Source organism: Microbacterium sp. FG3, assembly GCF_057809335.1.
In genome coordinates, this window is the sequence record NZ_JBMDJT010000008.1 from 17,472 (window position 1) to 37,432 (window position 19,961).

The 19,961-nt window shown below is 72.0% G+C and carries 17 protein-coding genes; 9 read left to right on the forward strand and 8 right to left on the reverse strand.

Going from position 1 to position 19,961, the window contains the following annotated elements:
* Positions 1-102: 102 nt before the first annotated feature.
* A complete protein-coding gene (locus tag ACODR5_RS04405; RefSeq protein WP_488982858.1) occupies positions 103-348 on the reverse strand; it encodes a hypothetical protein in 246 nt (81 codons plus the stop codon).
* A 149-nt stretch (positions 349-497) separates the two neighbouring features.
* Here ACODR5_RS04405 and ACODR5_RS04410 point away from each other — a divergent pair, with 149 nt between their 5' ends.
* Positions 498-707 (forward strand): methyltransferase, encoded by a 210-nt coding sequence (locus tag ACODR5_RS04410; RefSeq protein WP_449854153.1) that lies wholly within the window; start codon positions 498-500, stop codon positions 705-707.
* Positions 708-732: 25 nt separating this feature from the next.
* On the opposite strand, the gene ACODR5_RS04415 is transcribed toward ACODR5_RS04410, so the two are convergent.
* The gene (locus ACODR5_RS04415; protein WP_449854154.1) at positions 733-3,177 is read right to left on the reverse strand and encodes a DNA gyrase/topoisomerase IV subunit A; all 2,445 of its coding nucleotides are present in this window, start codon (positions 3,175-3,177) and stop codon (positions 733-735) included.
* Between the two features lie 136 nt (positions 3,178-3,313).
* Between ACODR5_RS04415 and ACODR5_RS04420 the strand changes: the two genes are divergently transcribed.
* Entirely contained in the window at positions 3,314-4,396 is a 1,083-nt protein-coding gene (locus ACODR5_RS04420; protein ID WP_449854155.1) for an alkaline phosphatase family protein, read from the forward strand.
* Here the strand turns inward: ACODR5_RS04420 and sepH are convergent.
* Positions 4,393-5,430 (reverse strand): septation protein SepH, encoded by a 1,038-nt coding sequence (sepH, locus tag ACODR5_RS04425; RefSeq protein ID WP_449854156.1) that lies wholly within the window; start codon positions 5,428-5,430, stop codon positions 4,393-4,395. The genes ACODR5_RS04420 and sepH overlap by 4 nt on opposite strands.
* A gap of 225 nt (positions 5,431-5,655) precedes the next feature.
* Here sepH and ACODR5_RS04430 point away from each other — a divergent pair, with 225 nt between their 5' ends.
* Positions 5,656-5,949: a DUF4193 domain-containing protein gene (locus ACODR5_RS04430; protein WP_449854157.1), complete on the forward strand. Its 294-nt coding sequence runs from the start codon at positions 5,656-5,658 to the stop codon at positions 5,947-5,949.
* 68 nt (positions 5,950-6,017) lie between these two features.
* Here the strand turns inward: ACODR5_RS04430 and ACODR5_RS04435 are convergent, their stop codons facing one another.
* Positions 6,018-6,494: a DUF3093 domain-containing protein gene (locus ACODR5_RS04435; protein ID WP_449854158.1), complete on the reverse strand. Its 477-nt coding sequence runs from the start codon at positions 6,492-6,494 to the stop codon at positions 6,018-6,020.
* Between the two features lie 12 nt (positions 6,495-6,506).
* Between ACODR5_RS04435 and dut the strand changes: the two genes are divergently transcribed.
* From dut to dxs, 5 genes are all read left to right on the forward strand, one after another.
* The gene (gene dut / locus ACODR5_RS04440) at positions 6,507-6,956 is read left to right on the forward strand and encodes a dUTP diphosphatase (RefSeq protein WP_449854159.1); all 450 of its coding nucleotides are present in this window, start codon (positions 6,507-6,509) and stop codon (positions 6,954-6,956) included.
* Positions 6,957-6,988: 32 nt separating this feature from the next.
* Complete coding sequence (locus ACODR5_RS04445; protein ID WP_488982894.1) at positions 6,989-7,585, forward strand: DUF3710 domain-containing protein; 597 nt, start codon at positions 6,989-6,991, stop codon at positions 7,583-7,585.
* Entirely contained in the window at positions 7,582-8,346 is a 765-nt protein-coding gene (locus ACODR5_RS04450; protein WP_460817729.1) for a DUF3159 domain-containing protein, read from the forward strand. Before ACODR5_RS04445 ends, ACODR5_RS04450 begins: the two co-directional genes overlap by 4 nt.
* A gap of 138 nt (positions 8,347-8,484) precedes the next feature.
* Positions 8,485-11,358 carry an aconitate hydratase gene (locus ACODR5_RS04455; RefSeq protein WP_488982859.1) on the forward strand — a complete coding sequence of 958 codons (2,874 nt, stop codon included), beginning with the start codon at positions 8,485-8,487 and terminating at the stop codon, positions 11,356-11,358.
* A gap of 139 nt (positions 11,359-11,497) precedes the next feature.
* On the forward strand, positions 11,498-13,453 hold the full coding sequence (gene dxs / locus ACODR5_RS04460; protein WP_488982860.1) for a 1-deoxy-D-xylulose-5-phosphate synthase: 1,956 nt from the start codon (positions 11,498-11,500) through the stop codon (positions 13,451-13,453).
* A 59-nt stretch (positions 13,454-13,512) separates the two neighbouring features.
* On the opposite strand, the gene ACODR5_RS04465 is transcribed toward dxs, so the two are convergent.
* The 4 genes from ACODR5_RS04465 to ACODR5_RS04480 all read right to left on the reverse strand — a co-directional run bounded on the left by ACODR5_RS04465 (position 13,513) and on the right by ACODR5_RS04480 (position 18,716).
* Entirely contained in the window at positions 13,513-15,654 is a 2,142-nt protein-coding gene (locus ACODR5_RS04465) for a 3-hydroxyacyl-CoA dehydrogenase NAD-binding domain-containing protein (protein ID WP_488982895.1), read from the reverse strand.
* Positions 15,655-15,662: 8 nt separating this feature from the next.
* Positions 15,663-16,868, reverse strand: a complete 1,206-nt coding sequence (locus ACODR5_RS04470) for a thiolase family protein (RefSeq protein ID WP_460817733.1) — start codon at positions 16,866-16,868, stop codon at positions 15,663-15,665.
* Positions 16,869-16,942: 74 nt separating this feature from the next.
* Positions 16,943-18,142, reverse strand: a complete 1,200-nt coding sequence (locus ACODR5_RS04475; protein WP_488982861.1) for an HRDC domain-containing protein — start codon at positions 18,140-18,142, stop codon at positions 16,943-16,945.
* The gene (locus ACODR5_RS04480; RefSeq protein WP_488982862.1) at positions 18,135-18,716 is read right to left on the reverse strand and encodes a DUF3000 domain-containing protein; all 582 of its coding nucleotides are present in this window, start codon (positions 18,714-18,716) and stop codon (positions 18,135-18,137) included. Before ACODR5_RS04480 ends, ACODR5_RS04475 begins: the two co-directional genes overlap by 8 nt.
* 25 nt (positions 18,717-18,741) lie before the next feature.
* On the opposite strand from ACODR5_RS04480, the gene ACODR5_RS04485 reads away from it, so the two are divergent.
* Positions 18,742-19,944, forward strand: a complete 1,203-nt coding sequence (locus ACODR5_RS04485; RefSeq protein ID WP_488982863.1) for an alpha/beta hydrolase — start codon at positions 18,742-18,744, stop codon at positions 19,942-19,944.
* Positions 19,945-19,961: the final 17 nt, after the last annotated feature.

Below are 19,961 nucleotides of genomic sequence, written 5' to 3' on the forward strand. Positions count from 1 at the left end.
GCGCTCGCGTCGCCGCCCCGCGGGCGCGGGAGGCGCGGTCGATGACGGCCATGGCCCGATCGGACCAGCGGTAGCCGTCGGTCTCGGGGAAGGTGAGGCGGGTCATGCGGTCCTCCTGGGCACGTCGATGGTCGGATCGATGCGGCGCGCGTACTTCTTGTGCACCGCCTGGCGCGTCACGCCCAGCGCGTCGGCCACGTCCTGCCAGCGCAGGCCGGCGCGCAGCGCCGCCTCCACCTGACGCAGCTCCAGCGCATCGGCCAGGGCGCGCAGCGAGGCGACGGCGCGCAGGCCGGCGCGGGGGTCGCTCGTGTCGGCCGCGACATCGGCGATCTGTCGGGATTCCATGCTGTCAACGCACGTTGCTCACGGGCCCGCTGTCAACCTGAGTTGCTCGTCCTGGCTCGCGTCGCCGCAGGGGTGGATCGGCGCCGCGCGGCGGCGTACCCTCGGGCGTGCGCGGTCGACGAGGACCGCGCGGACGGAAGGGGGAGCGGATGTCCATGACGCAGACCCGGTCGCTGTGGGTGGCCTACGGGCAGGCCGGCGCGGTCGGCACGATCCGGCGCGACGACGAGGGCTTCGTGGTGACGATGGCGGGACAGGACGAGCCGGTCGGCGCCTACCCGACGCTCGACGTCGCCAAGGGCGCCCTGTGCTCGCACCTGAAGCCGGGAACCGCGCGACCGGAGTTCCGCCGCCACTGAGCCCGGGGCGGCGATCCGCGCCGCGTCAGACGACCGTGCGGCCGATCGACGCGACCACGGCCTCGAGCGGCTGACCCGAGGCGTCGCGACGGGCGAGGGTCTCTGGCAGCTTGCGCGCCGAGCCCTGCGCGTCGACCGCGAGCGCCGGATCGGGGCCGACCCACGCGAGCGTGAGCCGGTCCTCGCCCTTCAGGAACGCGTGGGCGCGCACGCCGCCCGTGGCGCGGCCCTTCGCCGGGAACTCCGAGAAGTCGGTGATCTTCGCGCGCCCCGGATCCGTGCCCGCGAGGATCGCATCGGATCCCGACACCGTCACGACCACCGAGTCGTCGCCCGTGACGGCGCCGAAGAACACGACGCTCGACCCGGCGCCCAGCTTGATGCCGGCCATGCCTCCGGCCGCCGCGCCCTGCGGGCGCACGCTCGAGGCGGCGAAGCGCAGCAGCTGCGCGTCCTGGGTCACGAACACGAGCTCGGCCTCGTCCGGCGCGACGCCGGCACCCACGACCGCGTCGCCCGGCTTCAGCCCGATCACCTCGACCTCGGGCTTGGGCGCAAGTGCCGACGGCACGATGCGCTTCACGACGCCCTGCGCGGTGCCGAGCGCCACCGGCGTGTCGGAGTCGAGCGCGAGGATCGACACGATCTGCTCCGACTTGTCGACGAGGCCGATGTAGTCGCGCAGCTTCACGCCGCCGCCCAGCTGGATCGAATTGGTCGGCACGGAGGGGATGTCGATGGGGGAGAAGCGCATGACGCGACCGCGCGAGGTGAGGGCGCCGAGCTCGCCGCGGATCGTGCCCGCCGCGGTCGCGAGGACCGCATCGTGCTTGCTGCGACGGGCCGGTGCCGTGAGCTGCTGCCCGTCGGCCAGATCCAGTCGCACCGCGCGGCCCGTCGTGGACAGCGCCACGAGCGTCGGCCCGTCGGCGATCTGCAGATCGGGCGCCGCCTTCGACGAGCGCGGCGCGGCGGGCTTGGCGTTCATGAGCAGCGTGCGGCGCGGGGTGCCGAGCTTCTCGGCCGTGGCCTCGAGCTCCTCGGCCACCTTGCGGCGCAGCAGCACGTCCGATCCCAGCAGCTCCTCGAGCTGGGCGATCTCGGCCAGCAGCGCGTCGCGCTCCTGCTCCAGCTCGATGCGCGAGAACTTCGTGAGCCGGCGCAGGCGCAGCTCGAGGATGTACTCGGCCTGCACCTCGTCGAGGTCGAACACCTGGCACAGCCGGGTCCTGGCCTGCTCCGAGGTGTCGGACGAGCGGATCACCTGGATGACCTCGTCGATGTCGAGGATCGCGACGAGCAGTCCCCGCACGAGGTGCAGGCGCTCCTGGCGGCGGGCGAGGCGGAAGCGGCTGCGCCGCGTGACCACCTGGAGGCGGTGGTCGATGTAGACGCGCAGCAGCTCCTTCAGGCCGAGGGTGCGCGGTTGCCCGCCGACGAGGGCGACGTTGTTGAAGTTGAACGAGTCCTCGAGCGGGGTGAGCCGGTAGAGCAGCTCGAGCACGGCAGCGGGGTCGAAGCCGGTCTTGACGCTGATGACGAGGCGCAGCCCGTGGTGCCGATCCGTGAGGTCCTGCACATCGGCGACGCCCTGCAGCTTCTTCGACTGCACCGCGTCCTTCATCTTCTCGATGACGCGCTCGGGGCCGACCATGTACGGCAGCTCGGTGATGACGATGCCGGTGCGGCGGGGCCCGATCGGCTCGATCGACGCCTTGGCGCGCACCTTGATGGCGCCGCGGCCGGTCTCGTACGCGTCCCTGACGCCGTCCAGGCCCATGACGACGCCGCCGGAGGGGAAGTCGGGGCCCGGCACGAACTCCATGAGCTCGGCCGTCGTCGCCTCGGGGTTCTCGAGCAGGTGGATGGCGGCGTTCACGACCTCGATCAGGTTGTGCGGCGCCATGTTGGTCGCCATGCCGACCGCGATGCCGCTCGCGCCGTTGACGAGCAGGTTCGGATAGGCGGCCGGCAGCACGTCGGGCTGCTGGAACTGGCCGTCGTAGTTGGGGACGAAGTCGACGACGTCCTCGTCGAGGTCCGCGGTGAGGGCGAGGGCCGGGGAGGCCAGGCGCGCCTCGGTGTAACGCGCGGCGGCGGGGCCGTCGTCGAGCGATCCGAAGTTGCCGTGCCCGTCGACGAGCGGCACGCGCATCGCGAAGTCCTGTGCCAGGCGCACGAGCGCGTCGTAGATCGCGGTGTCGCCGTGGGGGTGGAGCTTTCCCATCACCTCGCCGACGACGCGCGCGCTCTTGACGTGGCCGCGGTCGGGGCGCAGGCCCATCTCGGCCATCTGGTAGAGGATGCGGCGCTGCACCGGCTTGAGCCCGTCGCGCGCGTCGGGAAGGGCGCGGGAGTAGATGACGGAATACGCGTACTCGAGGTACGAGCCCTGCATCTCGGTCTCGAGGTCGATGTCCTCGATGCGCTCCTCGACCGGCTCGGCGGCGGGTGCCTGCTTGCGCGCCATTCAGCCCTCTCCTCGTGCGGTGGCGGCCGCGGATGCGCGGCGGGGGCCGGAAGTCCCGTTCGGGTGCTGTGCGAGACTGGCCCGGATGTCATCGATCGTACCTTCGGGTCCCGCGGCAGCCCGGAGCCTCACCGGGGTGGCGCCGGACCTGCTGGCGTCGCTGACCGGCCGCCCGTCGGGGCTGCCGGCGGCGCGATCCGCCGTGCTCTTCGTCGTCGACGGGCTCGGCGCGATCCCGCTGCGCGCGCACCGCGCGCACGCGCGCTTCCTCGCCGGGGCCATGGCGCGGCGCGACGTCGCGCGCACCGTCTTCCCCTCCACGACCGCGGCCGCGCTGACGAGCCTGCTGACGGGAGCCTGGCCGGGCGAGCACGGCCTGGTCGGCTATCGCGTGCTCGATCCCGAGCGCGGTGCGCTCGCGAACCAGCTGAACGGCTACGAGCGCGACGGCCTCGACCCGGATGCGTGGCAGCGCTGCGAGACCGTCTTCGAGGCCGCGGCCGCGGCGGGGCTGCGCCCCTTCGCCGTGAGCCTCGACAAGTACGCAGGCACCGGACTCACGCGCGCGATCATGCGCGGTGCGGAGTTCGTGGGGGAGAAGGACCTCGCCCAGCGGGTGCGCGTGTCCCTCGCGCTGGCCGAGCGCCACGAGGGCGGGCTCGTCTACTGCTACCTGCCGGAGCTCGATCAGGCCGGGCACAAGCACGGCGTCGCCTCGGACCGCTGGGTGGACGCTCTCGAGCGCGTCGACGGCGCGCTGCGTGCGGCCGAGCGGCTGCCGGACGGCATCGGCGCCGTCGTCACCTCCGATCACGGCATGGTCGACGTGCCGCGGCATCGTCACGTGCTGCTGCGCGACGGCGACCCGCGCCTCGACGGCGTGGCGCACCTCGGCGGCGAGCCGCGCATGCTGCACGTCTACGCCGAGCCGGGGCGCGACGTCGCGTCGCTGGCCGAGGCCTGGCGCGCGGGATCGGAGGGGACCGCGGACGTCGCGACGCGCGACGAGGCACTCGCCGCCGGGCTGTTCGGCCCCGCGGTGGCGGATCACGTGCGGGGCCGGATCGGCGACGTGCTCGTCGCGGCGCGCGGTACGTGGGCGTTCTACGACGACCGCCTCGCCGACAAGAAGCCGCAGGACATGATCGGCCAGCACGGATCGACGAGCCCTGAGGAGATGACAGTCCCGTTCATCCGCCTCGGCGCGTTCGCCGGCTAGTCGTCGCTGCGGGCGCCGAAGACGATCTCGTCCCACGACGGCATGGCGGCGCGACCGCGGCGGCGCGGCGACTCGGACTCGCGCTCCGGCTCGGGCTCCGGATCGCGCTTCTCGGGAGCCTCGGCCGGGCGGGTGGCCTCGTCCATGGCCTCGAACAGCGCGACCGGCGCGCTGCCCCTGGCGGGGTGCCGCGCGGCGCTCTCGTCCAGCTCGCTCATGGGGGCCGTCTCGCGCTGGCCGCGGCGGCGGCGCAGCGCCTCGAGCAGGTCGGCCGTCTCGGGCGACGTGCTGTGCTCCTCGGGCGCGCGGCGCGTGGCGGTGTCGCGCACCTCGCGGCTCGAGACGGCCGCGAGCGGCGCCGTTGCCTCGGGCTCGGCGTCGGGCAGGCGGCGCGGGCCGAACGCGTCGGTGTCGAACCGGCTGTCGTCCTTGGAGGGCGTGTCGAGCGCGCGCAGGCGCGGGATCAGTCCCTCGGGCAGCGGGCCCTGCCGCGACAGCTGGGTGGCGTCGGAGTTGAGCGGCGACAGCGCGCTGCGGCGGGGCTCGAACGACCAGCGGGCGTCGTGCTCGACCTCGCCGGCCGTGAACTCCAGCTTCACGATCCAGCCGCTGGGCTCCTTCCAGCTGGTCCAGCGCTCGCCCGTCGCGTGCAGGCTCGCGAGCTTGCCGCGGATCGCGACGCCGAACGTCGGGTTCGCGTCGCCGTCGAGCTCGCTGCCGATGAGCACGGGCACGGCGAGCGCCTGGCTCACGATGTGCTCGCGCTCGGCGACCACGGGTCCCTCGAAGCGCCGCACGTCATCGAGGTCGGCGCCGAGCAGCTCGGCCACCTCCTCGGCCGACATGCCGGCGCGGATGTGCTTCTGGATCTCGCGGGGGCTGGCGGCGGTGCGCGGCGCGGGCCGGGTCGTCGTGCTGGCCCGGCGGATCTCGGAGCGCAGCACGTCGTCGACGGCGACGGTGAAGCGCTCTCCCGACTCGTTCGCGAGGACGAGGGCGCCGTCCTCCGATCCGATGACCGTGAGCTGTTCCATGCGTGCTCCTTCCGCGCTCTGCGGTGACTCACATGCTGTCACGCTGCGGGCCCAACGCCGGGAATACCGTGGGCGTGCCGCGGGTTTCACCGGCAGCGATTGCTGTGGGTCCGCGGGGAGCCGCGTGTGCGTTTGCGAATCCGTTCCCGCTCATGCAGACTATCGCCGCCCCGCCGCACGGTTCGGGGCGCCTGAGCTCCAACGAAAGAAGTGTGACGCCCTCCGATGGCAACCGACTACGACGCCCCCCGCAAGTCCGAAGACGAGAGCAACGAGTCGATCGAGGCGCTCAAGGCCGCGCGGAACAACCCGCAGCCGGGGTCGGCCGACACGGAGGATGCCGACAATCCCGGTTTCGAGCTGGGCGGCGCCGATCTGTCCAACGTCGAGCTCGACGTCGTCGTGCTTCCCCCGCAGGAGGATGAGTTCACGTGCATGAACTGCTTCCTCGTGAAGCACCGCTCGCAGCTCGCCGAGGACGGCCCCAACGGCCTCATCTGCAAGGACTGCGCGGCCTGACCCGCGAACGCGAAACGCCCGGCGCCTCCTCGGAGGCGGCCGGGCGCTTCGCCGTTGCGGGGACCGGATCAGGCGTGCTGGGCGAGCCGGATCGCGGCGGCCAGGCGCTCGGGCGTGCGCGACGAGATCGTCCACGAGCCCACGGGGTCGTCCGGGTCGGTGTTCGGCACGACGACGAGACCGTCGATCCCGCCGCGGATCAGGTGCCACCCGTGCGCGTCGATGTCGCGGCCGCGCGCCGCCTGGGCATCCGCGCCGGTGAGCGCCACGGGCTCGCCGAGGAAGCGCGCCTCGATGCGGGCGCGGCCCGCGCGCAGCTCGGTGCCGCGCACCTCGACGACGGGGGCGAGCCCCACGAGGAGCGCGACGACCGCGATCGCGACGGCGATGCCGATGCCCAGCGCCAGGGCGCGGTCGATCTGCACGAAGACAAGCGACGCCATCGGCGCGACGACGGCGGCCCCGCCCAGCAGCCGGAGCGAGGGGGAGAGGCGTTCGCGGTACGTCGCGCGCGACGACCGGGTCGGCGTTGATGTGATCTGCATTACCCTCGTTGCGTGACCGAAACCGTGGACGTGCCTATTGTCGCACCCGTGATCCCGGCCTACGCCCACCCCGACGACGCCGGCGCCGATCTGGTCGCCGCCGAGGCGGTGCGGCTGGAGCCGGGCGAGCGCGCGCTCGTGGGCACCGGGGTGCGCATCGCGCTGCCGGAGGGCCACGCGGCGTTCGTCGTGCCGCGCAGCGGGCTGGCGGCCAAGCACGGCATCACGATCGTGAACGCGCCCGGCACCGTCGATGCCGGCTATCGCGGAGAGATCAAGGTCGCGCTGCTGAACACCGACGCCCGCGAGGCGTACGACATCGCCGTGGGCGACCGCATCGCGCAGCTGATCGTGATGCCGGTGCCGCGGGCGCGCTTCGTGCCCGTCGAGGAGCTGCCGGAGAGCGGGCGCGGCGAGGGCGGGTTCGGATCCACCGGCTACCAGACAGGGGAGACCAAGTGAGCGACGACAACGCGGCCGAGGACGTCACGCCGGTGGCGCCGGCCGATGCCGAGGCGAGCGCCAAGTCGGCGCCGGTCGGGCGCGCCCAGAGCGGGCCGTTCGACGAGTCCGAGGCGAACGCGGTGCGGCCGTACATCGACCTGGGAGGGCTGAAGGTGCTGCCCCGCGAGGGCCTGAACCTGCGGCTCGAGGTCGAGGAGAAGACGAAGCGGATCGTCGCCATCGGCCTGGACTACGCGGGCTCGACGCTGCAGGTGCAGCCCTTCGCCGCGCCGCGGTCCACGGGCCTGTGGGGCGAGACGCGCGACCAGATCCGCGAGCAGGTGCGCCAGCAGGGCGGCCGCGTCGAGGAGCGCGGCGGCCCCTTCGGTCCCGAGCTGCTCGCCGAGGTGCCCACGGCCGACGCCGAGGGCGGCAAGGCGATGCGCCTGGCCCGCTTCGTGGGAGTGGACGGGCCGCGCTGGTTCCTGCGCGGCGTGATCGGCGGCGCGGCCGCGAGCGACCCCGCCGCGGCCGAGCAGGTCCAGGTCCTCTTCCGCTCGCTCGTCGTGGTGGGGGGGGGCCCCACCCCCCCCCCCCCCCGCGACCTCATCCCGCTCAAGATGCCGCAGGCGCCGGGCGCGGCGTGAGCGATCCCGCAGCGCCGCGCGACCGCGACACGGCGGCCGGTCGGGAGTCCGCCGATCTCACCCCGCCGCCCGCCGCCTCGGATCTGCTGGGGCAGGCGTTCGGCGAGGCGGCGCGCCGCGCCGGCATCGACCCCGCCGAGGAGGCCACGGCCGGGGGCGTCGTCTGGAAGGCGATGGGCGGCTTCCGGGGGGTGCTCGAGTCGGTGCTGCCGAGCCTCGCGTTCGTGCTCGTCTACACGGTCCGCCCCGAGCCGCTGTGGCTGTCGCTGGCGGTGTCGGTGGGTCTCGCGGCGCTGTTCACGATCGTGCGCTTCGCGCAGCGATCCACGCCGGCAGCCGCCCTCGGCGGGCTCGTCGCGGCGGGCTTCGCGGCCGCGCTGGCCCTGTTCACCGGCCAGGGCGAGCAGAACTTCCTGCCGGGGCTCGTCACCAATGCGGTGTACGGAACCGCCATCCTCGTCTCCGCGCTCGTCGGCTGGTCGGTGATCGGCCTCGCGGGCGGGTTCCTCATGGGGGAGGGCACGGCGTGGCGCGCCGACCGGCGCAAGCGCCGCGCCTACTTCTGGCTCGCGATCGCGTGGGCGGCGCTGTTCTACGCCCGGCTCGCCGTGCAGCTGCCGCTCTACCTGTCGGGCGCCGTGGTCGAGCTCGGCACGGCGAAGCTGCTCATGGGGCTGCCGCTGTTCGCGCCCCTCGTGGCGGTCACGTGGCTCGCCGTGCGCGCCCTGTATGCGCGTGCCGACCGCGACGATCGTGCATAATGGATTTATCTTGACGTCAAGATAAATCGTCCCCCTCGTCCGGCGACGACTGTTAGGTGCTCCTTGCTAGCCGCGGAGCCCTCGCAGGGGCAGGATGGGGAGGGAATTCCGCGGTCGATCCCGAAGGAGACGGAACCGGTGTCCACGGTGAACAGCTTCGGTGCCAAGAGCACCCTGACGGTCGGCAGCACCGACTATGAGATCTACCGCATCGATGCGGTCGAGGGCTACGAGGCGCTGCCCTTCAGCCTCAAGGTCCTCCTCGAGAACCTGCTCCGCACCGAGGACGGTGCGAACATCACCAAGGAGCAGATCAGCGCCCTCGGATCGTGGAATGCCGCGGCCGAGCCGAGCACGGAGATCCAGTTCACGCCCGCCCGCGTCGTGATGCAGGACTTCACGGGCGTGCCCTGCATCGTCGACCTCGCCACCATGCGCGAGGCCGTCACGGAGCTCGGCGGCGACCCCGACAAGATCAACCCGCTCTCGCCGGCCGAGATGGTCATCGACCACTCGGTGATCGCCGATCTGTTCGGCACCGAGAACGCGCTCGAGCGCAACGTCGAGATCGAGTACGAGCGCAACGGCGAGCGCTACCAGTTCCTGCGCTGGGGCCAGACCGCGTTCCAGGACTTCAAGGTCGTTCCCCCGGGCACCGGCATCGTCCACCAGGTGAACATCGAGCACCTGGCCAAGGTCGTCTACGACCGCCAGGTCGACGGCGTGCTGCGCGCCTACCCCGACACGTGCGTCGGCACCGACTCGCACACGACCATGGTCAACGGCCTCGGCGTGCTCGGCTGGGGCGTCGGCGGCATCGAGGCCGAGGCGGCCATGCTGGGCCAGCCCGTGTCGATGCTCATCCCGCGCGTGGTCGGCTTCAAGCTCACGGGCGACATCCCCGCTGGCGTGACCGCGACCGACGTGGTGCTCACGATCACCGACATGCTCCGCCAGCACGGCGTGGTCGGCAAGTTCGTCGAGTTCTACGGCGAGGGCGTCGCATCGGTGCCGCTGGCCAACCGCGCCACCATCGGCAACATGAGCCCCGAGTTCGGCTCGACCGCCGCCATCTTCCCGATCGACGACGTCACGCTCGACTACCTGCGCCTGACCGGCCGCGACGAGCAGACCGTCGCGCTCGTCGAGGCGTACGCCAAGGAGCAGCACCTCTGGCACGACCCGTCGCGCGAGCTCGTCTTCAGCGAGTACATGGAGCTCGACCTCTCGACGGTCGTCCCCTCGATCGCCGGCCCGAAGCGCCCGCAGGACCGCATCCTGCTGTCGGAGGCCAAGTCGCAGTTCGAGAAGGACATCCTCAGCTACGCGGGGATGCCGGACGACTCCGTCGAGGTCGAGGGCACGTTCCCCGCCTCCGACCCCGGCACCACCCCGGGCGTGGAGCACGAGCACATGCCGTCCAACGGCGTCTCCCACCAGCACGACGGCGAGCGCGAGCACCAGCACGTGGAGTCGATGCTCGTCAGCGGCGCGCCGCACGCCGCGTCGAAGCCCGTGAAGGTGACCACGCCCGAGGGCGAGTCGTACCTGCTCGACAACGGCGCCGTCACGCTGGCCGCCATCACGTCATGCACGAACACGTCGAACCCGTCGGTCATGATCGCCGCCGGCCTCCTCGCCCGCAAGGCGCGCGAGAAGGGCCTGACGCGCAAGCCGTGGGTCAAGACGACGCTCGGCCCCGGCTCGAAGGTCGTCACCGACTACTACGAGAAGTCGGGCCTTGACAAGGACCTCGAGGGCCTCGGCTTCTACACCGTCGGCTACGGCTGCACGATCTGCATCGGCAACTCGGGCCCCCTCATCGAGGAGGTCTCGGAGGCCATCAACGAGAACGACCTGGCCGTCACGGCCGTTCTCTCGGGCAACCGCAACTTCGAGGGCCGCATCAGCCCCGACGTGAAGATGAACTACCTCGCCTCGCCGCCGCTCGTCGTGGCGTACGCGCTGGCCGGCTCGATGAACTTCGACTTCGAGACCGACCCGCTGGGCAAGGACGCGGACGGCAACGACGTGTTCCTCAAGGACGTGTGGCCCGCGCCCGACGAGGTGCAGGAGATCATCGACTCCTCGATCTCGCGCGACCAGTTCATCAAGCAGTACGCCACGGTGTTCGACGGCGACGAGCGGTGGAAGTCGCTCGACACCCCGAGCGGCCCGATCTTCGAGTGGGACGAGAACTCGACCTACGTGCGCAAGGCGCCGTACTTCGAGGGCATGACGATGGCCCCGGAGCCCGTCTCCGACATCACCGGTGCCCGCGTGCTCGCGGCTCTCGGCGACTCGGTGACGACCGACCACATCAGCCCCGCGGGCTCGATCAAGGCCGGCACCCCCGCCGCGCAGTACCTCATGGAGCACGGCGTCGCCCAGCGCGACTTCAACTCCTACGGCTCGCGACGCGGCAACCACGAGGTGATGATCCGCGGCACGTTCGCGAACATCCGCCTCAAGAACGCGCTCGTCAAGGCGGTCAACGACGGCCAGCAGATCGAGGGTGGCTACACCCGCGACTTCACGCAGCCCGAGGGCCCGCAGTCGTTCATCTTCGATGCCGCGCAGAACTACGCCGCGCAGGAGACCCCGCTGGTCATCTTCGGCGGCAAGGAGTACGGCTCCGGGTCGTCGCGCGACTGGGCGGCCAAGGGCACGCGCCTGCTCGGCGTGAAGGCGGTCATCACCGAGAGCTTCGAGCGCATCCACCGCTCGAACCTCATCGGCATGGGCGTCGTGCCGCTGCAGTTCCCCGCCGGCGAGAGCTGGGAGTCGCTGGGCCTCGACGGGACCGAGATCGTCTCGATCTCGGGCCTCGAGCAGCTCAACGAGGGCGTCACGCCCAAGACGGTGCACGTCGTCGCCGAGCCGAGCGAGCACTCGGCCGAGGGCAAGCAGACGATCGAGTTCGACGCGATCGTCCGCATCGACACGCCCGGTGAGGCCGACTACTACCGCAACGGCGGCATCCTGCAGTACGTGCTGCGCAGCCTCGTCTGATCGCCCCGCGCGACGCACGCCCCGCTCGGCCTCGGCCGGGCGGGGCGCGCTGCGTCGCGGGAGAATTCGGGTCTGCCCCCTTGCGTTTTCGGCGGCTCCGTTCAGCCTGCGGGGAGGGCCCGCGGCGTAGGCTTTGCGCATGAGTCTTCTCGACGCGATCGGCGGGCCGCGCGATCTCGACGCGCTCTCCGATGCGCAGCTCGCGGAGCTCGCCGGCGAGATCCGCGAGTTCCTCATCGCGAATGTGGCCCGCACCGGCGGACACCTCGGCCCGAACCTCGGCGTGGTCGAGCTGACGATCGCGCTGCACCGCGTGTTCGACTCGCCGGACGATCCGATCATCTTCGACACCGGCCACCAGTCGTACGTGCACAAGCTGCTCACGGGCCGCAAGGACTTCGCGAACCTTCGCGCCCGCGGGGGACTGGCGGGCTACCCGCAGCGCTCCGAGAGCCCGCACGACGTCGTGGAGTCGTCGCACGCCTCCAGCTCGCTGAGCTGGGCGGACGGCATCTCCCGCGCCTTCACGCGCACGGGGCGGGCGGATCGCCACGTCGTCGCCGTCGTGGGCGACGGCGCGCTCACGGGCGGCATGACGTGGGAGGCGCTCAACAACATCACCGACGACAACGACCGCAACCTCGTGATCGTCGTCAATGACAACGGCCGTTCGTACGCGCCCACGATCGGCGGGATGGCGCGCTATCTCAACCGCGTGCGCACGGGCGGCGTCTACCGCGACCTGGACGCCAAGTCGAGCCGGCTGGCCGACCGCCTGCTGGGCCCGGCCGGCCGCGCGCTCTACCGGGGCCTGCGCGGCGGCACGCGCGGCTTCCTCTCGCGCTTCACGAACAACCGCGCGCTGTACTCGCAACTCGACATCAAGTACCTCGGGCCCGTCGACGGGCACGACGTGAAGGCGCTGCGCGAGACGCTCGAGCTGGCGAAGTCGTACGGCGCCCCGGTGCTCGTGCACGCCATCACGGAGAAGGGCCGCGGCTACCAGCCGGCGCGCGACGACGAGGCCGACCAGTTCCACGCCGTCGGCCGCATCGACCCGCACACGGGCGAGCCGGTCTCGTCCTCGTCCTCGCAGAGCTGGACCGATGTCTTCGCCGACGAGCTCGTGCGGGTGGGGGAGCAGCGCCCCGAGGTCATCGCGATGACGGCGGCCATGCTGCGGCCGACGGGACTCGCGCCGTTCGCCGAGCGCTTCCCCGATCGCGTGTACGACGTGGGCATCGCCGAGCAGCACGCCGTCGCGTCGGCGGCGGGCCTCGCGTACGGCGGCCTGCATCCCGTCGTCGCGCTGTACTCGACCTTCGTGAACAGGGCGTTCGACCAGGTGCTCATGGACGTCGCGCTGCACAAGGCGGGCGTCACCTTCGTGCTCGACCGCGCCGGCGTGACCGGACCCGACGGGCCGAGCCACCATGGCATGTGGGACCTGGCGCTGCTGCACATCGTGCCGACCATCCGGATCGCCGCCCCGCGCGACGCCGAGCGGCTGCGCGAGGAGCTGCAGGAGGCCGTGGCGGTCTCGGACGCCCCCACCGTCGTCCGGTTCCCCAAGGGAAGCGTGGCGGCCTCGATCCCGGCCCTCGAGCGCCTGGACGACGGCGTGGACGTGCTCGCGCGCGGCACCGCGGAAGACGTGCTCATCGTCGGCATCGGTCCGTTCGCCCAGATCGGACTGGATGTGGCCACGCGGCTGCGCGCGCAGGGGATCGGCGCGACCGTCGTCGACCCGCGCTGGGTCGTGCCGGTGCCGGACTCGATCGTCGAGCTCGCGGCGCGGCACCGTCTCGTCATCACGCTGGAGGACGGCCTGCGCGTCGGCGGCATCGGCACCCGCGTGCGCCAGGTGCTGCGCGAGGCCGGCGTCGACACAGCAGTGGACGAGCTCGGCCTGCCCGACGCGTTCCTCGACCACGCGTCCCGAGAGGAGATCCTCGAGGACGCCGGCCTGAGCGCGGCGAAGATCGCGCACGATGTCGTCTCGCAGGTGCTGGGCACCCGCATCCCCGTCGCGCGCCCCGAGGGCGCGAGCGGCCTGCCGGCTGTCACGGGCCCGGTCGAGAAGTCCCGGCAGTAGTTTTCTCGGAAACGCGAGACGGGAGGGATCCGTCGATCCCTCCCGTCTCGCGCGTGCGGTCAGCGCGATGCGATGCCGCGGATCGGGGGCGTGTGGAACGTCGAGCCGAAGACGCGCTCCGAGGCGCCGACACGGTCCAGGTAGACCGTGGCGCCGCCGTCGATGAACGGCCAGCCGGCGCCGAGGATGAGCGCCAGGTCGATGTCCTCGACCTCCGGCACGACCTTCTCCTCGAGCATGATGTGGATCTCGCGGGCCAGCTCGTCCTCCACGCGTCGGAGGATCTCCTCCTCCGACGCCGGGCTCTTGCCGACGGTGAGCGCCTTCTGTGCCTGCTTCGTCCAGCCCGTGACGCGGCCGCCCTTGTCCTTCTCGACGACCTCGTCCAGCTCGGCGAGGGCGTGCAGGTTCGCCGACGCGTGGAAGCGGTCGGGGAAGTGACGCGCCATCGTGTCCTGCACGTGCGCGGCGACCTTCCAGCCCACGAGGTCGATGAGCTGGAACGGCGTCATCGGCAGGCCGAGCGGCGCGAACGCCTTCTCGACCGTCATGAGCGGCGTGCCCTCGTCGATCGCGCGCGCGGCCTCGCCCATGACCTTCGCCAGCAGGCGGTTCACGATGAAGCCCGGCGCGTCCGTGGTGCCGATCGCGTTCTTCTTCAGGTTCTTCGCGACGACGAAGCCCGTGCTGATGGCCTCGTCGCTGGCCTGCGGCGTGCGCACGACCTCGACGAGGGGCATCACGGCCACGGGGTTGAAGAAGTGGAAGCCGATGAGGCGCTCGGGGTTGGACAGCACCGAGCCGATCTCCTCGACCGACAGCGACGACGTGTTCGTGGCGAGGATCGCCTCGGGCGAGACGATCGCCTCGATCTCGCGGAAGACGTCCTGCTTGACCTTCGTCTCCTCGAACACCGCCTCGATCACGAAGTCGCAGTCGGCGTACTCGCTCTTGTCGACGGTGCCGCGCACGAGCGCGCGCAGGCGGTTGGCCTCGTCGGCGTCGATGCGGCCCTTGCCCTCGAGCTTGCCGATCTCGTCGCGGATGTACGACAGGCCCCTGTCCACGCGCTCCTGCGACACGTCGGTGATGAGCACGGGCACCTGCAGGCGGCGCACGAACAGCAGCGCGAACTGGCTGGCCATGAGGCCCGCGCCGATGACGCCGACCTTGGTGACCTTGCGCGCGAGCGCCTTGTCGGGCGCGCCCACCGGGCGCTTCGCGCGCTTCTGCACGAGGTCGAAGGCGTACATCGAGGCGGCGAACTGGTCGCCCGTGACGAGGTCGGCGAGCGCCTCGTCCTCGCGGGCGAAGCCGTCCTCCTTCGAGCCCGAGCGCGCCTTGTCGAGCAGGTCCAGCGCCCGGTACGGCGACCGGGGGACGGTGCCGATGCGGCTCTCGAGCATGCCGCGCGCCATCTTGATGGCGATCGGCCACTTCGTGAGCTTCTCCATCTTGCCCGGCACGTTGCGCCGCTCGACCTTGACCGTGCCCTCGAGCACGCCGTCGGCCCAGTTCAGCGAGTCCTCGAGGTAGTTCGCCGGCGAGAACATGGCGTCGAAGATGCCCATCTCGTACGCCTGCGCCGCCTTGAGCGTGCGGTTCTGCTTGAGGGGGTTCGAGATGATCACCTCGAGCGCGTTCTCGATGCCGATGAGGTTCGGCAGCAGGTACGCGCCGCCCCAGCCGGGGATGATCCCGAGGAACACCTCGGGCAGCGCGATCGCCGCGGCGGACGAGTCGACGGTGCGGTACGTGGAGTTCAGCGCGATCTCCACGCCGCCGCCGAGCGCGAGCCCGTTCACGAACGAGAACGAGGGCACGCCCAGGTCGCTGAGCTTGCCGAGCACCTGGTGCCCGCGCTGAGCGATGAGGAGCGCGCTCTCGCGCCCGTCGAGCGCCGTGATCTGCGAGAGGTCGGCGCCGGCGGCGAAGATGTACGGCTTGCCGGTGATGGCGACGGCCTGGATCTCGCCGGCGGCGGCCCGGTGCTTGAGCTCCTCCAGCACGCCGTTCAGCTCGGTCAGCGTGCGCGGCCCGAGGGTGTTCGGGCGGGTGTGGTCGCGGCCGTTGTGCAGCGTGATCAGCGCGAGCACGCGTCCGCTGGGAAGGGTCACATCACGCACAAGCGAGTGCGTGACGACCTCCTCCTCGGAGGCGGCGTCGAGCGTCGAGAAATCGATCGATTCGTAGTCGGTCATGCGTCCGGTCACTTCCGCTTCTTGCCGGTGTAGTGGGGGTTCTCCCAGATCACGGAGCCGCCCTGGCCCAGGCCCACGCACATGGCCGTGAGGCCGTAGCGGACGTCGGGGCGCTCGGCGAACTGGGCCGCGAGCTGGATCATCAGGCGCACGCCGGACGCGGCCAGCGGGTGACCGAGGGCGATCGCGCCCCCCCACTGGTTCACGCGCGGGTCCTCGTCGTCGATCCCGAAGTGATCGAGGAACGACAGCACCTGGATCGCGAAGGCCTCGTTCAGCTCGAACAGGCCGATGTCGTCGATCGCCAGGCCCGCCTTGGCGAGCGCCTTCTCGGTCGAGGGGATCGGGCCGATGCCCATGATCTCGGGCTGCACGCCGGAGAACGCGAACGACACCATGCGCATCTTGGGCGTCAGGCCCAGCTCCTTCACGGCGCTGCCGCCGGCGAGCAGGCTGATCGTGGCGCCGTCGGTGAGGGGCGACGAGGTGCCGGCCGTCACGCGGCCGTGCGGGCGGAACGGCGTCTTGAGGCTCGCGAGACCCTCGAGCGTCGTCTCGGGGCGGCGGCCCTCGTCCTCGGTCGCGAGCGCCCAGGCGCCGTCGGCGCCGGTGGTGGCCACGGGCACGAGGTCGGGCTGGATCTTGCCGGCCTCGTAAGCGGCCTGCACCTTCTGCTGGCTGCGCATGCCGAACCGATCGGCGCGCTCCTTCGTGAGGTGCGGGAAGCGGTCGTGGATCCGCTCGGCCGTGACACCCATGTTGAGCGCGCCCGGGTCGACCATCCGCTCCGCGACGAAGCGCGGGTTGGGGTCGGCGTTGGCGCCGATCGGGTGGCGACCCATGTGCTCGACGCCGCCCGCGAGGGCGAGGTCGTACATGCCGACGCCGATCGAGGCGCCCATGGTCGTGACGGCCGTCATGGCGCCGGCGCACATGCGCTCGATCGCCAGGCCGGGCACGGTCTGGGGGAGACCCGCGAGGATCGCGGTGCTGCGCCCCAGCGTCAGTCCCTGGTCGCCCGTCTGCGACGTCGCGGCGATCGCCACGTCATCGATCCGGTCCTTCGGCACATCCGCGTTGCGCTCCATGAGCCCGATCATCGCCTTCACGACGAGATCGTCCGCGCGGGTGTTCCAGTACATGCCCTTCTCGCCGGCGCGCCCGAAGGGCGTCCTGACACCGTCGACGAAGTAGACATCCGAGAGCTCGGCCACTCTGCCTCCCAAGATTCGAGTGATCCCAGCCTATGGGGATCCTGCAACGCCGGGGCCAACCGGTTGGGGAGTACCTACGAAGCCGCGTCCGCCGGTTCGGGGGCCTCTTGCACCGGATGGACAAACGCCTCCGCGATGATGGGCGCGGTGAGTTCCACCTGCCACGGCCGCGCGCCGAGCGCCCGCAGCGCGTCGGCGACGGCGTCGGCCGTGATCGGCGTCGGCGGCTCCCACGCCACGCGCCGCAGCACCTCGGGCGTGAGCAGGTTCTCGGTGGGCATCTCGATGCGCTCGGCGAGCTCGGCGACGGCCGGGCGGGCCGAGCGCAGCCGCGCGTCGGCCTCCGGGTTGCGGTCGCGCCACGCCTTGGGCGGCGGCAGCGTGTCGGATCCCGGGAGGCGGTCCGGCGGCACGTCGCTCGTCGTGCGGCCCGCATCGAGCGCCGCCCACCAGCGATCGAGCTGGGTGCGGCTGGCGCGGCCGGTGAAGTCCTTCAGGGCCGCGAGCTGCGCCTTCGAGGTGGGCGCGGCGAGCACCGCGGCCACGAGGGCGCGGTCGGGCACGAGGCGCCCGGGTGCGACGTCCTGCTCCTGCGCCAGCCGCTCGCGCGAGAGCCACAGCTCGCGGGCGATCGCCAGGCCGCGGCGGCCGCGCACCTGGTGCAGGCCGCTGAGGCGCCGCCACGGATCCGCGCGCGGCGGCTTGGGCTCGCGCAGGCGCACCTCCTCGAACTCCTGGCGCGCCCACTCGGTCTTCCCCGACGCCTCGAGAGCCTCGACGAGGACGTCGCGCACGTCGACGAGGTGCTCGACGTCGAGCGCCGCGTACTCGAGCCAGGCCTGCGGCAGGGGGCGCGTGGACCAGTCGGCGGCGGAGTGCTCCTTCTTCAGCACGACGCCGATGGCCTGCTCCGTGACCGCGGCGAGCCCCACGCGGGGCCAGCCGAGCAGGCGCGCCGACAGCTCGGTGTCGAAGATCGACGGCGGGCGCAGGCCCAGCCCGGCGAGCGAGGGCAGATCCTGACTCGCGGCGTGCAGCACCCACTCGACGTCGCCGATCGCCGCCTGCAGCGCCGAGAAGTCGCCGATCGGCGGCGGGTCGAAGAGGAACAGCCCCGCGCCGCGACGGAACATCTGCACGAGATAGGCGCGCTGGGAGTAGCGGAAGCCCGATGCGCGCTCCACATCCACGGCCACAGGGCCCTCGCCGCCGGCGATCCGCTCGGCCGCGTCCGTCAGTCCCTCCGGGGTGTCGATCACCCGGTAGTCAGTCACGTTCCGCCTTCCTGGCCCCGAAGACCGCGATCTGCTCGGATCCCGGGGGCAGACCGGCGAGCATGCACACGAGCTCGGCCCACGCCTCGATGTGATCGCGCGGGTCGCCCTCGGGGGTCCACGACGCGCGCAGCTCGATCTGCGCGCCGTCTCCCTCCTCGGCGAGCCCGCCGAACCCCGTCGAGAGGATCTTCGTGGCCGTGCCCGATGCCGAATGGTACGCCGCCCCGCGCGTCTCCAGCGCATCGATGAGCCAGGACCACGTCACATCCGCCAGCAGGGGATCCGTCCCGATCTCGGGCTCGAGGGGCGCCTGCGCGAACGAGACGATGCGGAACGGGCCGCCCCAGGACGACGGCTCGGCGGGATCGTGCAGCAGGATGAAGCGGCCGGTGCCGTACGGGGAGTCGCCGTGCGCGTCGGGGCGGACGTCGCCGGCGACGGCCAGCGAGAACGGCGCGACCCCCTGCGGGGAGGGGATCTCGCGCACCGCGAAGTCGCTGCGGAACGCGGCGGCCCGCAGGCGCGCCTCCGCGTGGGCGAAGGCGTCCGGAACCGGACCGTGGTCTGTCACGCCGACAGATTAGAGTGAGGGGGTCATGAAGCACTCCAGGCGCGCCGCACCCCTCGGCGTCGGGCTGCTGCTCGCCGCGACCGGCATCGGGCTGGTCGCCGGGGCGATCGGCACCGTCGCCGCGCGCATCGCCCGCGTGGCGCGCGTCGTCGTGACCCCGGCCATGCGGGTGGCCGACGTCGAGGTTCACGCCGTCGACACCGCGGCCCAGACCATCACGCTCTCGCGCACGCCCGACACGGAGCTGCCCGGCCGCTACGGGCTGTTCACGAGCGGCACGACCGACTACCTCAAGATCGGCGCCGTGCTGCGCAGCGACGAGGAGACGGTGACGCGCAAGCTCCTCACGCACATCGGGCGAGGGGCGTCGATCGGCCGGCCCGCCGCGTTCAGCGGGTGGTACTTCGAGTCGCCGGCCGAGCTGCACGTGCCATACCGGGAGGTCGAGGTGACCACGCCGATCGGCGACGCCCCGGCGTGGCTCGTGCCCGCGGGCGTCGGCGAGGAGGGCACCGGCGAGACGTGGGCGGTCGTCGTGCACGGTCGGGGCACGCAGCGCGCCGAGACGATCCGCGCCGTTCCCGCATTCCGCGAGGCGGGCATCACGTCGCTGCTGATCTCGTATCGCAACGACGGCGTCGCGCCGAAGAGCACGACAGGCCTCTACGGGCTCGGCACGACCGAGTGGCCCGACGTGGAGGCCGCGATCGAGTTCGCGCTCGCGCACGGCGCCCGGCGCATCGTTCTGATGGGCTGGTCGATGGGCGGGGCCATCGCGCTGCAGACGCTCGTGAACACGGCGCACCACGACGCGATCGCCGGTCTCATCCTGGAGTCCCCGGTCGTCGACTGGCGCACCGTGCTGCGCTTCCAGGCGCGCGCCATGGGCATGCCGCCGCTCGCCGCCAGCGCGACGATGGGCATGCTCGAATCGGGCATCGCGTCGCGCGTGCACCGGATCGGGCGGGTCATCGACTTCGATGCGCTCGACATGGTCGCCCGCGGCGTGGAGCTGGACCGTCCGATCCTCATCCTGCACAGCGACGACGACGGATACGTGCCGGCGGACGCCTCGCGGCGCCTGGCGGAGCTGCGTCCCGACATCGTGACGCTCGTGCCGTTCACGACCGCACGCCACACCAAGCTCTGGAACTACGACGAGGCGCGCTGGAACACCGCGATCCGCGACTGGCTGGCCGCGAACGCCCTCGCGCCTGAGACGGACTGAGCGCGCCGGCTCCCGCG

Excerpts from the sequence above, each read along its gene's own strand:
- ACODR5_RS04405 (WP_488982858.1), bottom strand. The coding sequence starts at position 348 with ATGGAATCCCGACAGATCGCCGATGTCGCGGCCGACACGAGCGACCCC.
- ACODR5_RS04410 (WP_449854153.1), top strand. The coding sequence starts at position 498 with ATGTCCATGACGCAGACCCGGTCGCTGTGGGTGGCCTACGGGCAGGCC.
- ACODR5_RS04415 (WP_449854154.1), bottom strand. The coding sequence starts at position 3,177 with ATGGCGCGCAAGCAGGCACCCGCCGCCGAGCCGGTCGAGGAGCGCATC.
- sepH (WP_449854156.1), bottom strand. The coding sequence starts at position 5,430 with ATGGAACAGCTCACGGTCATCGGATCGGAGGACGGCGCCCTCGTCCTC.
- ACODR5_RS04430 (WP_449854157.1), top strand. The coding sequence starts at position 5,656 with ATGGCAACCGACTACGACGCCCCCCGCAAGTCCGAAGACGAGAGCAAC.
- ACODR5_RS04435 (WP_449854158.1), bottom strand. The coding sequence starts at position 6,494 with ATGCAGATCACATCAACGCCGACCCGGTCGTCGCGCGCGACGTACCGC.
- dxs (WP_488982860.1), top strand. The coding sequence starts at position 11,498 with ATGAGTCTTCTCGACGCGATCGGCGGGCCGCGCGATCTCGACGCGCTC.
- ACODR5_RS04465 (WP_488982895.1), bottom strand. The coding sequence starts at position 15,654 with ATGACCGACTACGAATCGATCGATTTCTCGACGCTCGACGCCGCCTCC.
- ACODR5_RS04485 (WP_488982863.1), top strand. The coding sequence starts at position 18,742 with ATGAAGCACTCCAGGCGCGCCGCACCCCTCGGCGTCGGGCTGCTGCTC.